This window comes from Pseudomonas fluorescens, from assembly GCF_000730425.1.
Lineage (GTDB): Bacteria > Pseudomonadota > Gammaproteobacteria > Pseudomonadales > Pseudomonadaceae > Aquipseudomonas > Aquipseudomonas fluorescens_X.
Window position 1 is genome coordinate 3998115 of record NZ_CP008896.1, and the last position, 16206, is coordinate 4014320.

The window sequence follows — 16206 nt, forward strand, 5'->3', positions numbered from 1 at the left end:
AAAAGAAGCAGCCCGAAATTGGGTCTGTAGCTCAGTTGGTTAGAGCGCACCCCTGATAAGGGTGAGGTCGGCAGTTCGAATCTGCCCAGACCCACCAATTTTGTGTGGGAAACGCCTGTAGAAATACGGGGCCATAGCTCAGCTGGGAGAGCGCCTGCCTTGCACGCAGGAGGTCAACGGTTCGATCCCGTTTGGCTCCACCACTACTGCTTCTGTTTGTAGAAAGCTTAGAAATGAGCATTCCATCATTGTGATGGTGAATGTTGATTTCTAGTCTTTGACTAGTTCGTTCTTTAAAAATTTGGGTATGTGATAGAAAGATAGACTGAACGTTACTTTCACTGGTAACGGATCAGGCTAAGGTAAAATTTGTGAGTTCTCTTAATTGAGAAATTCGAATTTTCGGCGAATGTCGTCTTCACAGTATAACCAGATTGCTTGGGGTTATATGGTCAAGTGAAGAAGCGCATACGGTGGATGCCTTGGCAGTCAGAGGCGATGAAAGACGTGGTAGCCTGCGAAAAGCTTCGGGGAGTCGGCAAACAGACTTTGATCCGGAGATGTCTGAATGGGGGAACCCAGCCATCATAAGATGGTTATCTTGTACTGAATACATAGGTGCAAGAGGCGAACCAGGGGAACTGAAACATCTAAGTACCCTGAGGAAAAGAAATCAACCGAGATTCCCTTAGTAGTGGCGAGCGAACGGGGACTAGCCCTTAAGTGGCTTTGAGATTAGCGGAACGCTCTGGAAAGTGCGGCCATAGTGGGTGATAGCCCTGTACGCGAAAATCTCTTAGTCATGAAATCGAGTAGGACGGAGCACGAGAAACTTTGTCTGAATATGGGGGGACCATCCTCCAAGGCTAAATACTACTGACTGACCGATAGTGAACTAGTACCGTGAGGGAAAGGCGAAAAGAACCCCGGAGAGGGGAGTGAAATAGATCCTGAAACCGTATGCGTACAAGCAGTGGGAGCCCACTTTGTTGGGTGACTGCGTACCTTTTGTATAATGGGTCAGCGACTTATTTTCAGTGGCGAGCTTAACCGAATAGGGGAGGCGTAGCGAAAGCGAGTCTTAATAGGGCGTCTAGTCGCTGGGAATAGACCCGAAACCGGGCGATCTATCCATGGGCAGGTTGAAGGTTGGGTAACACTAACTGGAGGACCGAACCGACTACCGTTGAAAAGTTAGCGGATGACCTGTGGATCGGAGTGAAAGGCTAATCAAGCTCGGAGATAGCTGGTTCTCCTCGAAAGCTATTTAGGTAGCGCCTCATGTATCACTGTAGGGGGTAGAGCACTGTTTCGGCTAGGGGGTCATCCCGACTTACCAAACCGATGCAAACTCCGAATACCTACAAGTGCCGAGCATGGGAGACACACGGCGGGTGCTAACGTCCGTCGTGAAAAGGGAAACAACCCAGACCGTCAGCTAAGGTCCCAAAGTTATGGTTAAGTGGGAAACGATGTGGGAAGGCTTAGACAGCTAGGAGGTTGGCTTAGAAGCAGCCACCCTTTAAAGAAAGCGTAATAGCTCACTAGTCGAGTCGGCCTGCGCGGAAGATGTAACGGGGCTCAAACCATACACCGAAGCTACGGGTATCACCCTCGGGTGATGCGGTAGAGGAGCGTTCTGTAAGCCTGTGAAGGTGAGTTGAGAAGCTTGCTGGAGGTATCAGAAGTGCGAATGCTGACATGAGTAACGACAATGGGTGTGAAAAACACCCACGCCGAAAGACCAAGGTTTCCTGCGCAACGTTAATCGACGCAGGGTTAGTCGGTCCCTAAGGCGAGGCTGAAAAGCGTAGTCGATGGAAAACAGGTTAATATTCCTGTACTTCTGGTTATTGCGATGGAGGGACGGAGAAGGCTAGGCCAGCTTGGCGTTGGTTGTCCAAGTTTAAGGTGGTAGGCTGGAATCTTAGGTAAATCCGGGATTCTAAGGCCGAGAGCTGATGACGAGTTACCCTTTGGGTGACGAAGTGGTTGATGCCATGCTTCCAAGAAAAGCTTCTAAGCTTCAGGTAACCAGGAACCGTACCCCAAACCGACACAGGTGGTTGGGTAGAGAATACCAAGGCGCTTGAGAGAACTCGGGTGAAGGAACTAGGCAAAATGGCACCGTAACTTCGGGAGAAGGTGCGCCGGTGAGGGTGAAGGACTTGCTCCGTAAGCTCATGCCGGTCGAAGATACCAGGCCGCTGCGACTGTTTATTAAAAACACAGCACTCTGCAAACACGAAAGTGGACGTATAGGGTGTGACGCCTGCCCGGTGCCGGAAGGTTAATTGATGGGGTTAGCTAACGCGAAGCTCTTGATCGAAGCCCCGGTAAACGGCGGCCGTAACTATAACGGTCCTAAGGTAGCGAAATTCCTTGTCGGGTAAGTTCCGACCTGCACGAATGGCGTAACGATGGCGGCGCTGTCTCCACCCGAGACTCAGTGAAATTGAAATCGCTGTGAAGATGCAGTGTATCCGCGGCTAGACGGAAAGACCCCGTGAACCTTTACTATAGCTTTGCACTGGACTTTGAATTTGCTTGTGTAGGATAGGTGGGAGGCTTTGAAGCGTGGACGCCAGTTCGCGTGGAGCCATCCTTGAAATACCACCCTGGCAACTTTGAGGTTCTAACTCAGGTCCGTTATCCGGATCGAGGACAGTGTATGGTGGGTAGTTTGACTGGGGCGGTCTCCTCCTAAAGAGTAACGGAGGAGTACGAAGGTGCGCTCAGACCGGTCGGAAATCGGTCGTAGAGTATAAAGGCAAAAGCGCGCTTGACTGCGAGACAGACACGTCGAGCAGGTACGAAAGTAGGTCTTAGTGATCCGGTGGTTCTGTATGGAAGGGCCATCGCTCAACGGATAAAAGGTACTCCGGGGATAACAGGCTGATACCGCCCAAGAGTTCATATCGACGGCGGTGTTTGGCACCTCGATGTCGGCTCATCACATCCTGGGGCTGAAGCCGGTCCCAAGGGTATGGCTGTTCGCCATTTAAAGTGGTACGCGAGCTGGGTTTAGAACGTCGTGAGACAGTTCGGTCCCTATCTGCCGTGGACGTTTGAGATTTGAGAGGGGCTGCTCCTAGTACGAGAGGACCGGAGTGGACGAACCTCTGGTGTTCCGGTTGTCACGCCAGTGGCATTGCCGGGTAGCTATGTTCGGAATAGATAACCGCTGAAAGCATCTAAGCGGGAAACTAGCCTCAAGATGAGATCTCACTGGAACCTTGAGTTCCCTGAAGGGCCGTCGAAGACTACGACGTTGATAGGTTGGGTGTGTAAGCGCTGTGAGGCGTTGAGCTAACCAATACTAATTGCCCGTGAGGCTTGACCATATAACACCCAAGCAATTTGCTTGCCTGAAGCTGAAAAGCCCAAGAGCACCAGATTGCGGTGTGTGAAGACGAAACGAACCGAAAGTTCGAATGCACAAGACACCGACTCTATTACATACCCAATTTGCTGAAGCGAGGCCGTTTGGTCACGACTCAGTACCCGAATTTCTTGACGACCATAGAGCATTGGAACCACCTGATCCCATCCCGAACTCAGCAGTGAAACGATGCATCGCCGATGGTAGTGTGGGGTTTCCCCATGTGAGAGTAGGTCATCGTCAAGATTAAATTCCGAAACCCCAATTGCGAGAGCAGTTGGGGTTTTGTTTATGTAGAAGTCCATGAATTTCATCAGGCCGTTGCTAGCGTAACGCTCTGGTACACAGAATTTCTTGACGACCATAGAGCATTGGAACCACCTGATCCCATCCCGAACTCAGTAGTGAAACGATGCATCGCCGATGGTAGTGTGGGGTTTCCCCATGTGAGAGTAGGTCATCGTCAAGATCAAATTCCGAAACCCCCGTTTGCTAACGCAGACGGGGGTTTTGTCGTTTTGGGGCACGTGCCACATCCTGACCGCTTGTCGATTTCCCACATAAAAAGAAGATGTATCCCACAAATTCCTAAGATTTATCCGGTCTTGGCCGAAAGACTAATGAGCCATGCGTGCACCGAAATAGAGCGGTCGTAGAGTCCGCCTATACCCGTACATGGAATGTTGCATTCGGCACGCTCACCCCCTTTTGGCAAAAAGAAGTCGATGAAATGAATCTCAAGTTCAGTCATAAAATTCTGTTGGCCGCGTCAGGCGTCGTGGTTTTGGCCTTCGCGCTGTTCACGTTGTACAACGACTACCTGCAACGCAATACCATCAGGCAAAACCTGGAGTCATCTATCCAGCAGTCAGGTGACCTGACCGCCAGCAGTGTGCAGAACTGGCTCAGTGGCCGGGTGCTGGTCCTGGAAAACCTTGCGCAAAACGTTGCTCACCAAGGCAGCAATGCCGACCTTCCCGGACTGGTCGATCAGCCGGCACTCACTTCGAACTTCCAGTTCACATACGTCGGTTCAACCAACGGTGTCTTCACCCAGCGTCCAGACGCGAAAATGCCGGAGGGCTACGATCCGCGCCAACGCCCCTGGTACAAGCAAGCGGTTGCTGCCGACAAACCCATGCTGACGCCGCCTTATATGGCCGCGGTCGGTGGCCTGATCGTCACCATCGCAATGCCGGTCAAGAAAAATGGTGAACTGCTGGGTGTAGTGGGGGGCGACTTGAGCCTGCAAACCCTGGTGAAGATCATCAACTCGGTCGATTTTGGCGGTATTGGTCACGCATTCCTGGTGAGCGGCGACGGTCAGGTGATCGTCAGCCCCGACCAGGACCATGTGATGAAAAACCTCAAGGACATCTATCCCGGCAGCACCGTCCGTGTCGAGAAGGTTAACCAGGATGTCGTCCTCAATGGTCAGGACCGCATTCTGTCCTTTACTCCGATCAGCGACTTGCCTGGCGCCGATTGGTACATAGGCCTGTCGATCGACAAAGACAAAGCCTACGCTCCCCTGAGTAAATTCCGTACCTCCGCTTTGATCGCCATGTTCATTGCCGTCACCGCGATTGCCGTATTGCTGAGCCTGTTAATCCAGGTGCTGATGCGCCCACTGACCACCATGGGCCGTGCAATGCAGGACATCGCCCAGGGTGAGGGCGATCTGACCCGCCGCCTGGTTGTCGAAAGCAAGGATGAGTTCGGCGAGCTGGGCGGTGCTTTCAACCAGTTTGTCGAGCGCATTCACGCCTCGATCAGCGAAGTGTCTTCGGCGACGAGGCATGTGCACGATCTTTCCCAGCGCGTGATGGCCTCATCCAACGCTTCGATCATCGGCTCTGACGAGCAGAGCGCCCGTACCAACAGCGTTGCGGCGGCCATTAACGAACTGGGTGCCGCTACCCAGGAAATCGCCCGTAACGCCGCTGACGCCTCGCAACACGCCAGTGGCGCCAGTGAACAGGCTGATGATGGTCGCCAGGTCGTGGAGAAAACCATCCTGGCGATGTCCGAGTTGTCGCAGAAGATCAGCCTGTCCTGCACGCAGATCGAAACCTTGAACGCCAGTACCGACAACATTGGCCATATTCTCGATGTGATCAAAGGCATCTCACAGCAGACCAACCTGCTGGCTCTCAACGCCGCGATCGAGGCTGCCCGCGCCGGTGAAGCCGGCCGTGGTTTTGCCGTCGTGGCCGACGAAGTACGCAACCTGGCGCACCGTACCCAGGAATCGGCAGAGGAGATCCACAAGATGATCACCTCCTTGCAGATTGGCTCACGCGAAGCAGTGACCACGATGAATGCCAGCCAGGTGTCCAGTGAAGAAAGTGTCGAAGTTGCCAACCAGGCCGGTGAGCGTCTGATCAGTGTGACCCAACGAATCGTCGAGATCGATGGCATGAATCAGTCGGTGGCGGCAGCCACTGAGGAGCAGACTGCCGTGGTGGAGACACTCAATGTCGATATCAACCAGATCAACCTGCTGAACCAGCAAGGCGTGGCCAACCTCAACGAGACCTTGAAAGACTGTGATGCGCTGTCACAGCAAGCCAATCGCTTGAAGCAACTGGTCGACAGTTTCAAGATCTGATCATCAGGCGGTAAATGTGGCGTAGTGCAGCAGTGCACTGCGCCATTTTTATCAGCCAAGCAACCGGCGCACGTTATCCAGTGCGCTGTCGGCAAAATCCTGGATGAACTGTTCAAATCCCTTTTTATCGCCGGTCTCAACAGGCTCGGCGATGATGGTCCAGGTCGCCCGTGCCAGGTTTTCCCCGAGCGACTCAACGCTCATTGCCGCCCACAGTCGGGCTACGCCCAGGGTGTTATAGATCGTCGTCCAGCTCATGCGCATCGCCAGGGCATCGTGGCTGTTGAGCTGTTCCACGACGATATTGCCATCATGGAAGCGTTTCTTGCGTAGCGAGCCCACACCGGTGCCCGTCATCGTGATGCATGCCAGGGTAGGAATGAACGCATCAAACCCCTCAAAGCAACCCACGACCCTCCACAGGTTGGCGGCGCTGCAGGCAATCTCCACTGATGACACCAGAGGCTTGCCCTGGGGGTTTTTGATCAACGTATCGGGTTGCAGTTGTCTCATAAGTTTTTCCTGATGAAGGGGGCTCACAGAAAGCCGATGGCGTTGAGGTACTGGCACCCTCTGCGCAGCAGCTCAGGTGCTTTTTCGGGATACTGCGCCCCCATCTGCTCGACGCCATGCCGTGCGTTCTCGTGGCGAATCATCGAGATGTCGCCAATGTCTTCTCCCAATTCATTGAGGTAGAACCCGAGCACCCCAAACAGCGCATTTTCGTGACCCACTTCACGCAGGTGGTGTTGCCAATCCTCTACGCTCACCAACTCGAATGCATGGCCCGCCTGGCGAAATGACTCCACATAGGTTTCCCATCTCAGGGGCTGGGGATTATGCAGGTTGAAAACGCTGCGCCCGGCAACGCAGTTTGCGCTGTGGAAGGCAATGAAGCGCGCGAGGAAATCCACTGGCATCAGATCGAAGTTCAAGTCCAGGCGTGGCACCCGGCCCAACTGCAGCGATCCCTTGAGCATCAGCATCAGGCGGTTTTTGTGCGGCTGGCAGACGCCGTTGCGGCTATTGAAACTGATGTTGCCGGGCCGATAGATATTGACCCAGGCACCTTGGCCGGCGGCACGCCCCAAGAGACGCTCAGCCACCCATTTGGACAGGTTGTAGCCATTCTTGATGTAGAGCGGTGGGGTGCTCGCCGCAGGCGCTTCCAGCACCTGCCCGTCGGCCCCGACGCTGCTTGACGCCGATAACGTGGACACGAAATTAAGCACCTTCTTGCAGTGGGTCTCGCACAGGCGCAGGCATTCAAGCACCGGTTCCACGTTGTCCTTGGCCAGCGATGCATAGTCCATGACGTGATTGACGTGGGCCGCGCTATGCACCAGTACTCCGTACTGACGGGCGATGTGCTCATAGGCCTGTACCTCCAGCCCCAGGCGAGGTTGGCGCAGGTCGGCGGCGTACACACGCACGCGGCTCAGGTCCAGGTGTTCCAGGTGGTATTCACGCAAGGCTTCGGCAAATCTCTCGGTAGCCGATAGCCCTGGACTTTCGCGAACCAGGCAGGCGACCTCTGTCGCTCCGGCCACCAGCAAGGCTTCGACGATATGTATCCCCAAAAAACTGTTGGCGCCGGTCACGATAGCCTTGTGGCGATTGCCAACACGCTCTGCTGGCAGCAGGGTGATATCCAGCGTGCGCAGTGCATCGCTTATCGCCCGGTCGGCGGGAGCAGCTCCCGACACGCTGTCGCCCATCAACGCCGCGAGCGTCTGTACCGTTGGTGCTTCGATGAACCGGTTCAGAGGCAAGCTGCGCCCGTACAACTCGCGAATCCGCAGGAGCATGGTCGAAAGCAGAATCGAGTGGCCGCCGAGATGAAAAAAACTGTCGTCAGTCGATATCTCGTCGACCGGCAAGCCCAGCAGTTCACTCCACAGGCTCAGCAGTTGCACTTCTACCGGCGTTTGAGGGCGGCATTGAGCGTTGCCCGAGACGGCTTGAACCGCCAGCGTCAGCAAGGCCTGGCGGTCAACCTTGCCATTGCTGCCATAGGGCAGGCTCATCAACTCTGTGCACACGGTCGGCTGCATATAGTCCGGTAGCATTTGCCTGGCATGTTGCTTGAGCGCCGCCAGTGCCGAGCCCGGATAACCGGGATCAGCGTGAGCCACGAACGCGAGGACTCTTCGATCACGGTCAACCACCACCGCGACCTGGCGAAACATCTGGCTGGCGCGTAGACACTGCTCGATTTCCTGCGGCTCGACCCGAAAGCCGCGGATTTTCACTTGCTGGTCCTGGCGCCCGGCCAGCTCGATGCCTTCTGCCGTCCATTTCCCCATGTCTCCCGTGCGATAGGCGCGCAAGGTCTGGCCGTCAGGCAGTACAAGGTGCACAAAGTGCTCAGCGGTCTGTCGTGGCTGGTTCACATAGCCAAGGCTCACCCCGGGGCCGACGATGTAAAGTTCGCCCACCACCTGATCCTCGACCGGGCAGCGCTGCTCGTCGAGGATCAGCACCTGGCTGTTGGCGATGGGTATACCGAGGTTCAGATTACTGTCGTCAGCCCGCATCCGACGGCTGCTGACCAGCACGGTGGCTTCCGTCGGGCCATACAGGTTGTGCAGGGCGCACTGCCCGGCCATCTGCGCGATGACATGGGGCTCACAGATGTCACCGCCGGTCAGCAGGTGCTCCAGGCCCAGCGGTTGATCCATCGGCAGCAGGCTCAACAGCGCTGGCGGCAGGAATGCGTGGGAGACGCGTCGTTGCTGGATCAACTCAACCAACTGGCAAGGGTCGCGGCGCTGTTCCTCGCTGGGAACAATCAGGGTTGCGCCTTGGCACAGTGCCGGAAAGAGGTCGACCAGGGAGGAGTCAAAGCTCAAGGACGAAAACTGCAGCACACGGCTGTGCTCGGTGAGTTCAGCATATTGGCGGTACCACGCACAGAAATGGGCCAGGTTATGTTGGCTGAGCAAGACTCCCTTGGGCTGGCCGGTGGTGCCCGAGGTGTAAAGCACCATGCTGGCGTTATCAGCCGATGGCGAAGTGAGCGCCAGGGGCAGGCTGTCGTCCATGTGCTGGCAGTCTATGCGGCTGACATCCAGCGTCACGAAATGCCCGCGCAAGGGGTGCTGGCCATCATCGAGCAACACCACCGCTGCGGCATTCTCCAGCATGGCCTGCTGGCGCGGCAGCGGGTGGCCCGGTTCCAACGGCAGATACACGGCATTGCAGCCGAGGGTTGCCAGAATGCTGGCGTATAACCCCACAGACTTGTCCAGGCAGATGCCTACCACAGGCGCCTGCCCAGGCCCGAGCAGCGGCCGCAAAACCTGGGCAATGGCCAGGCTGTGCCGCAACAATTGTCGATAGCTCAGGGTGAGCCCAGCGATCTCCAGGGCCGGCCTGTCGGCAAAGACCCGCAAACTATGCTCCAACTGCTTGATCAGTGGTATCTCGGCTTTTTGCAGCAGCACCGGATCATCGGTTCGATTCAGGCGATGCAGGTAGGCCAGTCCCTCCAGGCCCTGGAGACTCTGCTCTGGAAACGTGGAAGCGCTAGCACGCCGTGTGAAGTGCCCAGGGTTGCGCGAGAAACCACAGACCTGCAGCGCGGCCCACTCGACCAGACGCGCCACGGCCTGGCGTCGCAGCTGTTGACCGTTGCCGCAGGAGGGGGGAAGCACGTCCAGCACGGCCAGCAGTTGTTGTACACGGTCATAGCAGCGTATTTGCAGGGCCGGCAGCCCCCAATCGCTCATGGGGCCGATGGACAGGCGCAGGCTCATCACGGCTATGTCGGCCAGATCCTGGGCGAGGGGCTGGCTGCCGTCTTCAATAAGCAGATCGATTGCCGGCGCCTGTGCGGCGAGTTCATGGCCATAGGGTGCCAATGCCTGCTTGAGCTCGTGCAGGGCCGGGCTGGTGCCGACCAGCTTAATCCCAAGGCGCCTCATGGCTGGCTCCCGCATACGGGCAGATAGGCGCTCAACGCTTGGATGACACAAGGGGTTTGCAGCAGTCCGCTACGACGCAAGAACCCCATGATGTTACCGATCAGCGGGTGCTGTCGGGTGATAGGGAAGGCCAGGGCGTTGACTTCGACCCGCAGTGCTTCGCGGATGTTGGGATTGATATCCAGATGGTCGATCAATCGCAGGTCAAACTCCCTTTGCAGGTCGTTGGTCAAGTAGTGTTGCAGGAATATCGGCAGGATTCGGGCGATACAGTGGCGGTCTTCTTCACTTGCCGTTTGCCAGTAGAGCCGTACCAGGCAGGTCCAGAAGCTGGCGTGGCGACCCTCGTCTGCCAGATGGTCGGCCATCAACCCCCTGACCGAGTGTTTGACGCTGTCATCCTTGGCGAACGCCGCCACGTCATGGGTGACCGTGTTTTCGGCAATCGCTACGCAGACCAGCTCCACGGCGTCACGCAGATGCGCAGGTGCCAAGGCTTGTGCGACGGGTATGGCGCGGCTCAACTCTATGGCCGCAGGTAGCGCCAGTGGTGCAATACCCGTTCTCTCCTGGGTTTGCTGCATGAAATCCAGGGCAACGAGGGCGTGATAATCTTCATCGACCACCACGGTCATGGCGTCATAGCGGCACGTCGCAGGGAAGGGCACCGAAAAGCGATTCTTGGCGATGCTCCTTGCTGTTTTATCGACGATCTCGGTTTCAAAGATCACCACGTCGTTGATGAACTTGTAGAACGTCTGCACCAGGACAAAATCGCGCAACTGCGGGCAATGTTCGAGAAAATTCGCACTGAGTACCAGCGGTTGGCGGCAGGGGGGGTAGATCAACTTGTCGTCATCTTCCAGCAGGCGTCGCGGGCGAGTCCGGATGGTTGCCTGATGCTCCCAGTCGGCTGCAAACGAGCGGTAGTCGGCAGCGTTCACAGGTCCACCTCCTGGCGTCCTGCGTGCAGGTGCAGGCCATCCCACAAGGCAATGCGGCTCTCCACGGCGCTCAGGGCTGCGTTCCAGGCTTGTTGTTCGCGCAGGGGGTCTGCCTGGGTCAGCCGTCGCAACAGCTGCTCTGCGGCCGGCTCATGGCCCTGGGTGTCCAGTTCGATGTGCCGCTGCAAGTAGTAGCACAAGCTGGGGGCTTGCCGATGGGCGACGTTGCAGCCTTCCAGGAGGCGTTTGAACATCGTCGGGATAATGCTTTCGCGGCCATGCAGGAAGGTAGCGGCGACACAATGGGTCGGGGCGTTCAAGGCAACGTCCAGGGTGTGCCGCACAAAGCGTTCTACTGCAGGGTCAATCGTGATCTGTGCCAAGGCGCTGTCGACGCTTGCACCCTCGCGCTGCAACGCAATGAAGCGTTCGATGCTGAGGGTACAGGCCCCCACCTCGCGCATGGCTTCCAGATACAGTTCGAAGTGACTGCTGTGTCCGTCGCCCAAACGCTGGTCGGACTCCTCATCCAGCACAATTTCGTTGATCAGCCGCGCGGCTTGCGGGTCTGCTGGCGGTAGCCAGGGCAGACGCATGCAGGTCAGGTCCTGTTGCAGGCGTTTGGTCAGCGTCATGAAGTCCCAGACAGCGAACACATGGTTCTGCATAAAAAGTTGTAACCGGGGGAAAGAATTGATTTCCAAAAAAATCGGATGGTCATGCAATTGCAGTTTTTTCTGCCGAAGTAGTTCTTGTAGTTGAAACATAGTTAATGCCTATAAGTCGTTATGTCGACTCGGATGAAAGGTTTTTTAGAACCAAGTGCACGTTACTGGCGAGTGTTGCGTTGCCTCTCGCGGCTGGCTTAGTTGATCAGCAAGCAACAAGTAGTGGCAAAGCAACCTTGTCCTGTTGGAGCATGCATCGTCCACAGCCGTGCCAAAGCCTGTACATACGCTATCGACTGAAGTGCCAAGGCCAATTAAAGAATAATCACTTGGTTAAGTATTCAAATACTTTCTGAGTTGTATAAGGTTTTTTTGCAGGAAGGAGGATGTTGTAATTGAACTTGCTGTTCGGAGTGGGAACTTTCCTTGTTATTTGCGAGTTTTAAGTAATTGGCTTAACGGGCAGGTTTTTTTCCGCTATTGCAGTGCAACGCTGGAAACTTCCTGTTGATCAATGGGGAGCCTATTGGCGCAACCGCCCAGAAGGGTGACGGCAGGCATGGACCAGCTTTGGGCGCGTGCGGCGCCTGGTCATCCAGGTCGCGCACTTGGCGGCCCAAGCCGGGAGCAATCAACGCGTTCCTTTATCGTTCTCCTGTTCAATGCTGTTGAGGTAATGAGTGATCACCTCCATCCCGCGCATCAGGTGATTGCGCAGCGTCAGCACGCTCTGCTCGACCTTTTTCTGCGCTACGAGGTTCAGCAGTTCGCGGTGGTCCTCCTGGGAGGTTTCGCCCAGCCCCATGGCTTCAAGGTTGAACCTCAGGAACCGCTCCTCCTCATTCAGCCCGTGTTCCACCAGGTTCAACAATCGCTGGTTGGGAGCCTTGCCATACAGCGCCATATGAAACAGGCGGTTGAGCCGGCCGATTTCGGTGTAGTCGGTTTCGCGCTCAAGAGTGTCGATCAAGGTGCCTGCCTGCTCGATATCACTCGGCTCAAGCCGTGGGATCGATAGGCGCAGTGCCTCCGACTCCAGGAGAATACGCAAGGCATAGGTCTCAGCCGAGTTATCTTCAATCAGCGGGGCAACCACCGCACCTTTATGGGTTACAACATGGAGCAGCGACTGTGCCTCCAGTTGGCGCAGGGCTTCACGCACCGGCATCCGGCTTACTCCAAACAGGCTGGCCAGCTCCTGCTGACGCATGGCAGTACCGCAGGGCAGGCGGCCATCCAGTATGGCGTTGCGCAATGTTTCTTCAATGACGGAGCGGGCGAGGTGGGCGGGAATGGGCCCACTGATCTTGATGCTGCTCAAAGGGTTCGGCTTGTGCGTCACGACTACGCTATCCTCCTTTCTTGTTGGAATGGGTTTTGATTGATTGGATCCAAAGAACACTAGAGATTGCATGCAGGCTTGTCAAACAGGCTAGGTTTCCCTTTGTAAGCGACTCAACAGCGCGGTTTTTCATCGCACATTATGGCTTGCTGGCGTCTTACAAAGCGCTATGGCTTTAGCTGGGTGATTGCACTGTGCCATTGTTTTTTGCCGACCGACCCTTCACCATCGATTGATTCTCCGTCTCTTCCTACGGACTGAAGCCATTGGCGGTACGTTTTACTTCCTCGCGGGTTCTGTGCTGGCTGTTTTCAGCGCTGCTGCTGGCTGGCTTATTGCCTGGCGGGCTGCATGCCGATTGGGATTTCTCCCAGATCAGCCGGCGCGCCACTGCGCTCTATGGGCCGCTGGGTGCGGGGCAGCAGCGCATTGATGACTGGCAGCAGCTGTTGGCCACGCAAAAACAGGGCAGCGAGCTGGAGCAGCTCAAGGTGGTCAACCTGTTCTTCAACAAGCGTGTGCGCTATGTCGAAGATATCGACTTGTGGAATCAGGTCGATTATTGGGAGACGCCCATCGAAGCCCTGTGGAAAGGCGCCGGCGATTGTGAAGACTACGCCATCGCCAAATATTTCAGCCTGCGGCACCTGGGTGTTTCCAGCGACAAATTGCGCATTACCTACGTCAAGGCATTGCGGCAGAATCGCGCCCATATGGTCTTGACCTATTATTCGACCCCAGAGGCCATGCCGCTGGTACTCGACAGCCTGATCGACGAAATCCAGCCTGCCAGCCAACGGACCGACTTGCTGCCGGTCTATTCCTTCAACGCCGAAGGCTTGTACCTGCCCGGCGCCAAGGGCAACAAGAAGGTCGGCGACACCAAACGCCTGTCACGTTGGCAGGATGTGCTGAAGAAAATGCGTGCGGAAGGCTTCCCTGCCGAGCCGGCCAACTAGGAGTAACTGTTCAGATGTCACTGTTCAAACAGCTGTTGATCGCTATCTGTCTGTTCCTGGTGGTCGCCTTCAGTGGCAGCTTCATGGTCAGCCTGGAAAGCTCGCGTACCCAGTACGTGAACCAACTGCGCTCCCACGCGCAGGACGCGGCGACAGCCCTGGCATTGTCCCTGACGCCAAACATCGACGACCCGGCGATGGTCGAGCTGCTGGTCAGCTCGATCTTCGACAGCGGTTATTACGCGAGCATCCGTGTGGTTGACGTGACTAATGGCCAGCCCATCGTCGAGCGCAGCGGCATCCCAGACAACAACGGCGTGCCCAACTGGTTCGTCAAGCTGATCGGCCTGGAGCCGGCCGGTGGCGATGCCTTGGTCAGCCGTGGCTGGGAGCAGGCGGCACGGGTCGAGGTGGTCAGCCATCCGATGTTCGCCCTGGCCAAGCTGTGGCAGAGCGCCCTGGGCAGCCTGGGGTGGCTGCTGCTGTGCGGTGCGGTGAGTGCGGTGCTGGGCGCGTTGCTGCTGCGCCGGCAACTCAAGCCTTTGGACTATATGGTCAAGCAGTCCCATGCCATTGCCCGCCGCGAGTTCCTGAGCCTGCCGGATCTGCCGCGCACCCCGGAACTGCGTCGCGTGGTGCAGGCGATGAACCAGATGGTCGAAAAACTCAAGGCCCTGTTCCAGGAGCAGGCCGAGCGCAGCGAAAAGCTGCGGGTGGAGTCTTACCAGGACAACCTCACGGGCCTGGCCAACCGTCGCTATTTCGAGATGCAGCTCAACGCCCGGGTCAGCAACCCCGAGGAAACCAGCTCAGGCTACCTGCTGGTGCTGCGGGTCAAGGACTTGGCCGGCCTCAACCAGCGCCTCGGTGGCCAGCGTACCGATCAGCTGTTACAGGCAGTTGGCGAACAACTGCTGCGCCAGTGCGAGCCCTATCCGGAAACCCACAATTTGGTGACGCGCATCCGCGGTGGCGAATTTGCCGTGCTGGCGCCAGGGCTGATGCGTGAAGAGGCATTGCAGCTGGCGCAGAACCTGGAAAGCACCCTGCAAAGCCTGCAAGCCACCGGTGCCAGCGATGTTTCGCCGGTCGCCTGTATTGGCCTGGCGCCGTTCAATCACGGTGATTCGCCCCAAGCCCTGTTGACCCTGGCCGACCAGGCACTGGCCCAGGCCGAAACCCTGGGGGATGTCAGTTGGGTGTGCCTGGACCACAGTGCCGCCGCCAGTGTTGGCGACGATCATCACGCCTGGCACTCCCTGCTCGACCAGGCGTTGATCCAGCAGCGCTTCGAGCTGTACTTCCAACCGGTGGTGGCCAGCCAGGATCCGCAACGGGTCCTGCATTACAAAGTCCTTTCACGCCTGGTCGACGGCCAGGGCCACACCATCCCGGCCGGGCGCTTCCTGCCTTGGCTGGAGCGGTTTGGCTGGTCGGCGCGCCTGGACCGGTTGATGTTGGAACTGGTGCTCAAGCAGATGGCCAGCCACAAACATGCGTTGGCTCTGAACCTGTCTGCGGCCACACTGGCCGACCCGCAGGCCCTGAGCCGTGTGTTCGACCTGCTGCGCCAGCACGCCAGCCTGGGCCCGCGCCTGACCCTGGAAATCGGTGAAGAGCAAGTGCCTGAACAAGCGGTGCTGGAGCAGTTAACCCAGCGCCTGCGGGAGCTGAATTTTTCCCTCAGCCTGCAACGCTTTGGCGGGCGTTTCAGCATGATCGGCAACCTGGCGCGCCTGGGCCTGGCCTACCTGAAGATCGATGGCAGCTACATCCGCGACATCGACCAGGAAAGCGACAAGCGTCTGTTTATCGAAGCCATCCAGCGCGCAGCCCACAGCATCGACTTGCCGCTGATTGCCGAGCGGGTCGAAACCGAAGGTGAATTGAAGGTGATTCGCGAGATGGGGATTTTCGGCGTACAGGGTCAGCTGTTTGGTGAGCCGGCACCCTGGCGCTGAGACCGTGGCCGGCCTCAGATCAGGCCGGTCTCATCATCATTGATCAGGTGGCTCAGGCCACCCAGTGATTCCCGGGCGTTGCTGCGATCTTTCAATTTGGCTTGCGCGGCGACCGGCAGGTCCGTCAGGTTGATTACGCCTTTTTGGATCAGCACCTGAATCAAGTCTTCCAGCACCCGGATCATCTCCGAGTCACTGTGCTTGAGCTGCTGGAGGCTCAGCTCCGCTTCTTCATTGGCAAACCAGGCCTGGATCTCATGATGATCCGCTGGCAGGGTGCCCGTCGATTCGGCGAAGGCAACCGCTTCGGCGCGAATCAGCTCACCCTGTGCATCACGTTGCACGTAGAACATTGAACATCCCTCATGAGGAGAACTGACGACAGCCTGTCAGCAGCATAGGCCAACGGAGCG

The 16206-nt window shown here is 57.0% G+C and carries 9 protein-coding genes, 2 tRNA genes and 3 rRNA genes; 8 read left to right on the top strand and 6 right to left on the bottom strand.

Annotation, left to right across the window (positions count from 1 at the left end):
* Nucleotides 1-20: 20 nt before the first annotated feature.
* The 6 genes from HZ99_RS18000 (at nucleotide 21) to HZ99_RS18025 (ending at nucleotide 5993) form a co-directional block, all read left to right on the top strand.
* Nucleotides 21-97 (top strand) — tRNA-Ile (locus HZ99_RS18000).
* A 30-nt stretch (nucleotides 98-127) separates the two neighbouring features.
* Nucleotides 128-203: transfer RNA gene (locus tag HZ99_RS18005), tRNA-Ala, on the top strand.
* Between the two features lie 247 nt (nucleotides 204-450).
* Nucleotides 451-3344, top strand: a 23S ribosomal RNA gene (locus HZ99_RS18010).
* Nucleotides 3345-3512: 168 nt separating this feature from the next.
* Nucleotides 3513-3628, top strand: a 5S ribosomal RNA gene (gene rrf, locus HZ99_RS18015).
* 107 nt (nucleotides 3629-3735) lie between these two features.
* A 5S ribosomal RNA gene (gene rrf, locus HZ99_RS18020) occupies nucleotides 3736-3851 on the top strand.
* 261 nt (nucleotides 3852-4112) lie between these two features.
* A complete protein-coding gene (locus tag HZ99_RS18025) occupies nucleotides 4113-5993 on the top strand; it encodes a methyl-accepting chemotaxis protein (RefSeq protein WP_038444908.1) in 1881 nt (626 codons plus the stop codon).
* Nucleotides 5994-6044: 51 nt separating this feature from the next.
* On the opposite strand, the gene HZ99_RS18030 is transcribed toward HZ99_RS18025, so the two are convergent.
* The 5 genes from HZ99_RS18030 to HZ99_RS18050 all read right to left on the bottom strand — a co-directional run bounded on the left by HZ99_RS18030 (nucleotide 6045) and on the right by HZ99_RS18050 (nucleotide 12873).
* Complete coding sequence (locus tag HZ99_RS18030; protein WP_038444909.1) at nucleotides 6045-6506, bottom strand: SRPBCC family protein; 462 nt, start codon at nucleotides 6504-6506, stop codon at nucleotides 6045-6047.
* 23 nt (nucleotides 6507-6529) lie between these two features.
* Complete coding sequence (locus HZ99_RS18035; RefSeq protein WP_038444911.1) at nucleotides 6530-9919, bottom strand: amino acid adenylation domain-containing protein; 3390 nt, start codon at nucleotides 9917-9919, stop codon at nucleotides 6530-6532.
* Nucleotides 9916-10863 carry a diiron oxygenase gene (locus HZ99_RS18040; protein WP_038444912.1) on the bottom strand — a complete coding sequence of 316 codons (948 nt, stop codon included), beginning with the start codon at nucleotides 10861-10863 and terminating at the stop codon, nucleotides 9916-9918. The genes HZ99_RS18035 and HZ99_RS18040 overlap by 4 nt, the downstream gene beginning before the upstream one ends.
* A complete protein-coding gene (locus HZ99_RS18045; protein WP_038444914.1) occupies nucleotides 10860-11630 on the bottom strand; it encodes a DUF3050 domain-containing protein in 771 nt (256 codons plus the stop codon). Before HZ99_RS18045 ends, HZ99_RS18040 begins: the two co-directional genes overlap by 4 nt.
* A 532-nt stretch (nucleotides 11631-12162) precedes the next feature.
* Nucleotides 12163-12873, bottom strand: coding sequence for a GntR family transcriptional regulator (locus HZ99_RS18050; protein WP_038444916.1), 711 nt, complete (start codon nucleotides 12871-12873; stop codon nucleotides 12163-12165).
* Between the two features lie 266 nt (nucleotides 12874-13139).
* On the opposite strand from HZ99_RS18050, the gene lapG reads away from it, so the two are divergent.
* Entirely contained in the window at nucleotides 13140-13832 is a 693-nt protein-coding gene (gene lapG / locus HZ99_RS18055; RefSeq protein WP_038444917.1) for a cysteine protease LapG, read from the top strand.
* Nucleotides 13833-13846: 14 nt separating this feature from the next.
* Complete coding sequence (gene lapD / locus HZ99_RS18060) at nucleotides 13847-15793, top strand: cyclic di-GMP receptor LapD (RefSeq protein WP_038444919.1); 1947 nt, start codon at nucleotides 13847-13849, stop codon at nucleotides 15791-15793.
* Between the two features lie 14 nt (nucleotides 15794-15807).
* On the opposite strand, the gene HZ99_RS18065 is transcribed toward lapD, so the two are convergent.
* Nucleotides 15808-16146, bottom strand: a complete 339-nt coding sequence (locus tag HZ99_RS18065) for a hypothetical protein (protein WP_038444921.1) — start codon at nucleotides 16144-16146, stop codon at nucleotides 15808-15810.
* Between the last annotated feature and the right edge of the window lie 60 nt (nucleotides 16147-16206).